The sequence below is a fragment of the Mycobacterium sp. UM_11 genome (genome assembly GCF_001414075.1).
Classification (GTDB): Bacteria; Actinomycetota; Actinomycetes; order Mycobacteriales; family Mycobacteriaceae; genus Mycobacterium.
This window is the reverse complement of the sequence record NZ_LATC01000177.1, coordinates 1-5,039: the sequence shown is the minus strand read 5'-3', so window position 1 is coordinate 5,039 and position 5,039 is coordinate 1. Positions and strand designations below refer to the sequence as shown.

Here is a 5,039-nt window from a genome sequence, read left to right as displayed (position 1 = left end):
GGCGAAGTGCGCGAAGGCAATTTGACCTTGTCCGCCTGGTCGGAGAGCGATACCCCGGAATTGCGGGAACTGGCCGACATCGCGCGGCGAATCAGCCCGCTGCGCGCGCACACCTCCGGTGACCACTCGCGCCTGGATGACACCGGGGAGGCCGCGGTCGCGGCCGCGATGGACGGCGGGCATACCGACGTCGTCTCGGCCACCCCGCTGATCGTCATGCTGACCGCGTTGCGCCTGACGGAAAAGCCCGCCTCATGACCGAACTGGCTGTGCTGCAAGCGGTTCGGCTGAAGGGCCGGGTGCGCCCCGAAGACCTGGCCGCGACGTTGAACGAGGACCCCGCCCGGGTGACCGAACTCGTCGAGCGGCTGACCGCCGCGGGCCTGTTGGCCGACGGCGCGGCGGTGCGGATCACCCCAAGCGGGCGCGAGCGGCTCGCGGCGCTGCTCGACGACGAGCGGCGCGGCGCCGACCGGGCCACGCTGGAAGCCGCCTACGACGACTTTCGTCCGGTCAACGCCGATTTCAAGTCTCTCGTGACGGACTGGCAGCTCAAGGGCGGCCCGGGCGGCAGCGCCAACACCCACGACGACGCGGAATACGATGCCGCGGTGCTGGCCCGGCTCGACACGGTGCACGCGCGGGTGCTGCCGATCGTCGAGGCGGCCGCGGCTCAGCTGCCGCGGTTGAGCATCTACTCGGCGAAACTTGTTGCGGCGCTGCGCAAAATCCGCGATGGGGACCCCGCCTGGCTGACCAGGCCGCTCGTGGACTCGTATCACACCGTGTGGTTTGAGCTGCACGAGGAGCTGATCTCCGCGGTCGGCCTGACGCGCGAGGAGGCGGCCCGGTCCGGCGACGCGCAGTAGGGCTAGAGCGCCTCGTCCAGCAACCGCACGTAGGCGTCGATGTCGGGAACGGCCGTCTCGGCCGCGTGCACGCTGATAGCGATCGTGTCGCCGATGCCATGCACGCCATGTGTCAGGCCCATCGCCGGCGACAGCGCCGGGTAGCCCGCCGTCAGCGCCACCCGGGCGTCACCGAAGGCCAGGTCGGCAGCCCCGCGGTTCACGCTGGACAGCACGGTGTTGCCGGACACCTGCGACGGGCGGGCTTCGAAGTCGAATTGGGCTACGCCCCAGCGCAATAGCGACGCGGGCACCGCGGCGAAGGCTTGGTCGGCGTGGCGCGTCGCCGGGTGGGCGAAGCGACGCCGTCCGTTGGCAAGCTCCGCGGCGATCCGTTCCTCGCGAGCCTGGACGTCCAGCGCCGGGTACAGGCCAACCGTGACGTTGCCGAAGTGGTTATATGCCCGCGCCGCGCCGGGTTTGGCCATCGGCACCTCGGCGCCCAGGGTGTCGGCGGCATCGCCCAGCAGCTGGGACAGGGCCGTCGACACCGCGCTCAGCGCGCCCACCGTGACCGTGGGACCGCGCAATTGCGAACGGTGTCGCACCAGCGTGCGCACCGATCGGGCCGGCCCGGGCCGCGCGTTCGTCGGCAGCGGGGGCCGCTGGCCGGCGCCGGCGGCCTCCACCCCGGAGCGAATGTCGCGGGTCAATTGGCGATGCGCCCGAGCCGCCCGGGCGGCGCGCCACGGCAGGAAGCCGGACCGCAACCGTCGCACGGCGGGCACCGGATCCGCCCGGCCGAACAGCCAGGCCGCCATGGCCGACGCTCGCGCCCCGTCCGCCAGCGCGTGCGCGACCTGCATGACCGCCACGCTCGCCGGGCCGGTGACGCCCGGGATGCCCAGCACGGGGGTGAAGACGTGCAGCCGCCAGGGCATCCGTTGGACGTCCAGCTGATCAGCGGACAGGGCGACGACGGCCGCCAGGCAACTCGCCCACGTCGGGTCGTCGAGGTCGTGGCGCACCACCCGGTCGGCCGTCACGGCCGCCGGCACCCACTGCGGGTATCTCAGCCGGCCGCGGTCGCGGACCCGCAGGGCCAGCTCCGGGCAGGCGCGGGCCCGCCCCAAGACCTGCTCGACGGCGGCCGAATAGTCCGCGGGTTCGTCGTCGAACGCGTACAGCAGGAACTCGTCGTTGGGGATCTTGGCCGACATCCAGTAGAACTGCGCATCGACAGCGGCCATCCGCTGCGCGGCCATTCAGCCGGCTGAGCCGATGAACCCGAGCACCAGGTCGGCGACCTTGTCGGGCTGTTCGAGCTGCAGGAAGTGTCCCGCGTGATCGACGATCGCAACCTCGCTGCCCGGCGGCAGCACCTTCTCCGCCCAGCGGGCGAAAGCCGGTGTCATGCAACCGTCGTCGCGGCCGTGCAGGTACAGGCACGGCCACACGGGCTCCGCGGTCCACAGCTCGTTCAATTTGGCATATCGCGCCGGCGGCCGGGTGTTGCGGATCGTGGCGCGGTACGGCCCCAGCGCCGCGCGCCAGCTCTCCGGCGTGCCGATCGCCGCGTCGACGTGGCGCAGGTCCTCGTCGGCGCGATAGCCCGGCGACCACCGCCGCCACAGCAGCGGCAGCACCCAGGACGCGGAACGCTCGGGCAGCCAAGGCAATTGGAAGTACATGATGTACCAGCTGCGCAGCATTTGACGCGCCAGGTGCCCAGCCAGTCGCCCGCGTTCCGCGGCGCCGCCCCGGCGACGGAACGCCGCCGAGGGCGGCACCGACATGATCACCGCCTTGGTGAACGGGCTGTCGGGCATGGCGGCCAGGCCGGTGGCGGCGATCGCTCCCCAGTCGTGGCCGATCACCACGTCACGGTCGGTGCCCCCCGCTGCCTCGCGCACCCGCAGGGCGTCGTCCATCAGCGCCCCGACGTGATAGCTGCCGTCGGCGGCGATCGACGACGGCGCGTACCCGCGCATGAACGGCGCCACCACCCGCCACCCGGCGTCGACGAGCCGCGGGGCGATCTTGCGAAAGCCGTAGGGGGTGTCGGGGAAGCCGTGCAGGCACAGCGCGACGGGGGCATCGCGTGGCCCCCAGTCGAGTGCCTTCAGGTCCCCGGCGGGGCTGGGCACGTCGATCCAGCCTGGTTCACCCATATTGACTCCCTGTTCGGCGCGTCCGCACCGACCAACCTAACGCGTGCGGGTCGACGACGCACCGACCGCATGCCCATGGGAGTCAAAGCGACTATGCCGCAGGCGGTTTCGCTACAACTGCGCGGCGGCGCTGTCCAGCTCGGCGATGATGATCTTCCGCATGCCGTACATCGCTTGGGTGGCGGCCGCCGCGCGGGCCCGATCGGGGCCGCCGATCAGCTCGTAGAGCCGGTCGGGGACGATTTGCCAGCTCAGCCCGAAGCGGTCTTTGCACCAACCGCATTGCGATTCCTCGCCGCCATCGGTCAGCCGCTCCCAGTAGTAGTCGACCTCCTCCTGGTCCGTGCAGTGGACGGTGAAGGACACCGCTTCGCTGAACTGGAAGTGCGGGCCGCCGTTGATGCCGATGAACCGGCTGCCGTCCAACACGAAGCTGCCCGACAGGACCGTGCCCGGTTCACCCGGTCCGGCCTCGGTGGCTCGGTTGAACCCCTCGATGTGCGAGTTGGGGAACACCGAGGTGTAGAACTCGGCCGCCTCCTGCAGGTTGTGGTCGAACCATAACGACGGGGTGATCGCTGGCATGGGGTCGTGGCCTCCTTGTCGGCTCGTTCGGTACGTCATGACAGACCCCAGCGGCGGCGAAAACTCACCGCGCCGTCGACCCTGGAAACGGTCTAGGTAACGTCAGGTCGCATGAGCACCGTCACCAGCACCCCCGAGACGGTCGAGTTTTCCGGGGCCGGTGGGATCACGCTGGTCGCCGACGAGTGGAATCGCGGCACCGACGGTGCGGGACGGCCCAGCGTGCTCATGCTGCACGGCGGCGGGCAGAACCGGCATTCCTGGAAGAACACCGGCCAAGTCCTGGCCGATCAGGGCCTGCACGTCGTGGCGCTGGACAGCCGTGGCCACGGGGACAGCGATCGCGCACCCAACGCCGACTACGACGTGGACACTTTGACCGCCGACGTGTTGAAGGTGATCGGCGCGATCGGCCGGCCGGTGATGATCATCGGGGCGAGCATGGGCGGCCTGACCGGCATCCTCGCCGCTCACCGGGCCGGCCCGGCGAGCGTGACCCGCCTGGTCCTCGTCGACGTGGTGCCCCGCTTCGAGAAGGGCGGCAGCGCCCGCATTCGCGACTTCATGATCAGCGGCCTCGACGGTTTCGACTCTCTCGACGAGGCCGCCGACGCCGTCGCCGCCTACCTGCCGTACCGGGAGAAACCGCGCAGCCCCGAAGGGCTGAAGAAGAACCTGCGCCTACGCGATGGCCGCTGGTACTGGCACTGGGACCCGGCGTTCATGACCAAACCCGGCGACGATCCCGAGCTCCGGACGGAGAAGTTCGAGCAGGCCGCCAAGAGCCTGTCGATTCCCGTCCTGCTCATCCGCGGGAAGCTGTCCGACGTCGTGAGCCCCGAAGGGGTCCGCCATTTCCTCGCCACCGTGCCCCGCGCGGAGTTCGTCGAGCTGTCCAACGCCGGGCACACGGCGGCCGGCGACGACAACGACGCGTTCAGCGACGCCGTGGTGAAGTTCGTCAAACGGCACTAGTTAGCCGGCTTCTCCGCGTGACCGCCGAACTGCTTGCGCATCGCCGACAGCGCCTTGTTGGCGAAGTCATCGAGTGAGCGCGAGGCGAAGCGGGACTGCAACGCGGTCGTCAGCACGGGCGACGGCACTCCCTCGTCGATCGCCGCGATGGCGGTCCAGCGGCCCTCCCCGGAGTCGGAGACCCGTCCCGAGAACTCCTTGAGGTCGGGCGATTCGCGCAGCGCGCTCGCGGTCAGGTCCAGCAGCCAGGAGCCGATGACGCTGCCGCGGCGCCACACCTCGGCGACCTCGGGGATGTCGAAATCGTATTGGTAGTACTCCGGATTCGACAGCGGCGCCGTCTCGGCGTCCCCCTGCTCGATGTGCTTGCCGATGTCGGCGTTGCGCAGGATGTTCAACCCCTCGGCGAGCGAGGCCATCATCCCGTACTCGATGCCGTTGTGCACCATCTTCACGAAGT

Annotated in this window: 5 protein-coding genes and 2 pseudogenes; 3 read left to right on the top strand and 4 right to left on the bottom strand. The window is 70.2% G+C overall.

Annotated elements, in window-relative coordinates; genetic code table 11:
• Nucleotides 1-258: pseudogene (locus tag WU80_RS24080) on the top strand (pyruvate, phosphate dikinase); the annotation flags it as partial.
• On the top strand, nt 255-869 hold the full coding sequence (locus tag WU80_RS24075) for a winged helix DNA-binding protein (protein ID WP_055405592.1): 615 nt from the start codon (nt 255-257) through the stop codon (nt 867-869). The pseudogene WU80_RS24080 and the gene WU80_RS24075, both read left to right, overlap by 4 nt.
• 2 nt (nt 870-871) lie before the next feature.
• Here WU80_RS24075 and WU80_RS24070 read toward each other — a convergent pair whose 3' ends face one another.
• The 3 genes from WU80_RS24070 to WU80_RS24060 all read right to left on the bottom strand — a co-directional run bounded on the left by WU80_RS24070 (nt 872) and on the right by WU80_RS24060 (nt 3,604).
• A complete protein-coding gene (locus WU80_RS24070; protein WP_055405591.1) occupies nt 872-2,113 on the bottom strand; it encodes a WS/DGAT domain-containing protein in 1,242 nt (413 codons plus the stop codon).
• The gene (locus tag WU80_RS24065) at nt 2,114-3,019 is read right to left on the bottom strand and encodes an alpha/beta fold hydrolase (protein ID WP_055405590.1); all 906 of its coding nucleotides are present in this window, start codon (nt 3,017-3,019) and stop codon (nt 2,114-2,116) included. It lies immediately after the preceding gene.
• A 111-nt stretch (nt 3,020-3,130) separates the two neighbouring features.
• Nucleotides 3,131-3,604, bottom strand: a complete 474-nt coding sequence (locus WU80_RS24060; protein ID WP_055405589.1) for a VOC family protein — start codon at nt 3,602-3,604, stop codon at nt 3,131-3,133.
• A 111-nt stretch (nt 3,605-3,715) separates the two neighbouring features.
• Here WU80_RS24060 and WU80_RS24055 point away from each other — a divergent pair, with 111 nt between their 5' ends.
• Nucleotides 3,716-4,579, top strand: a complete 864-nt coding sequence (locus WU80_RS24055) for an alpha/beta fold hydrolase (RefSeq protein ID WP_055405588.1) — start codon at nt 3,716-3,718, stop codon at nt 4,577-4,579.
• On the opposite strand, the pseudogene WU80_RS24050 reads toward WU80_RS24055, so the two are convergent.
• Nucleotides 4,576-5,039 (bottom strand): annotated as a pseudogene (locus WU80_RS24050) (6-phosphogluconate dehydrogenase (decarboxylating)); the annotation flags it as partial. The gene WU80_RS24055 and the pseudogene WU80_RS24050 overlap by 4 nt on opposite strands.

What these genes read in the sequence shown, in the direction of transcription:
- WU80_RS24075 (WP_055405592.1), top strand. Translation starts at nt 255, where the DNA reads ATGACCGAACTGGCTGTGCTGCAAGCGGTTCGGCTGAAGGGCCGGGTG.
- WU80_RS24070 (WP_055405591.1), bottom strand. Translation starts at nt 2,113, where the DNA reads ATGGCCGCGCAGCGGATGGCCGCTGTCGATGCGCAGTTCTACTGGATG.
- WU80_RS24065 (WP_055405590.1), bottom strand. Translation starts at nt 3,019, where the DNA reads ATGGGTGAACCAGGCTGGATCGACGTGCCCAGCCCCGCCGGGGACCTG.
- WU80_RS24060 (WP_055405589.1), bottom strand. Translation starts at nt 3,604, where the DNA reads ATGCCAGCGATCACCCCGTCGTTATGGTTCGACCACAACCTGCAGGAG.
- WU80_RS24055 (WP_055405588.1), top strand. Translation starts at nt 3,716, where the DNA reads ATGAGCACCGTCACCAGCACCCCCGAGACGGTCGAGTTTTCCGGGGCC.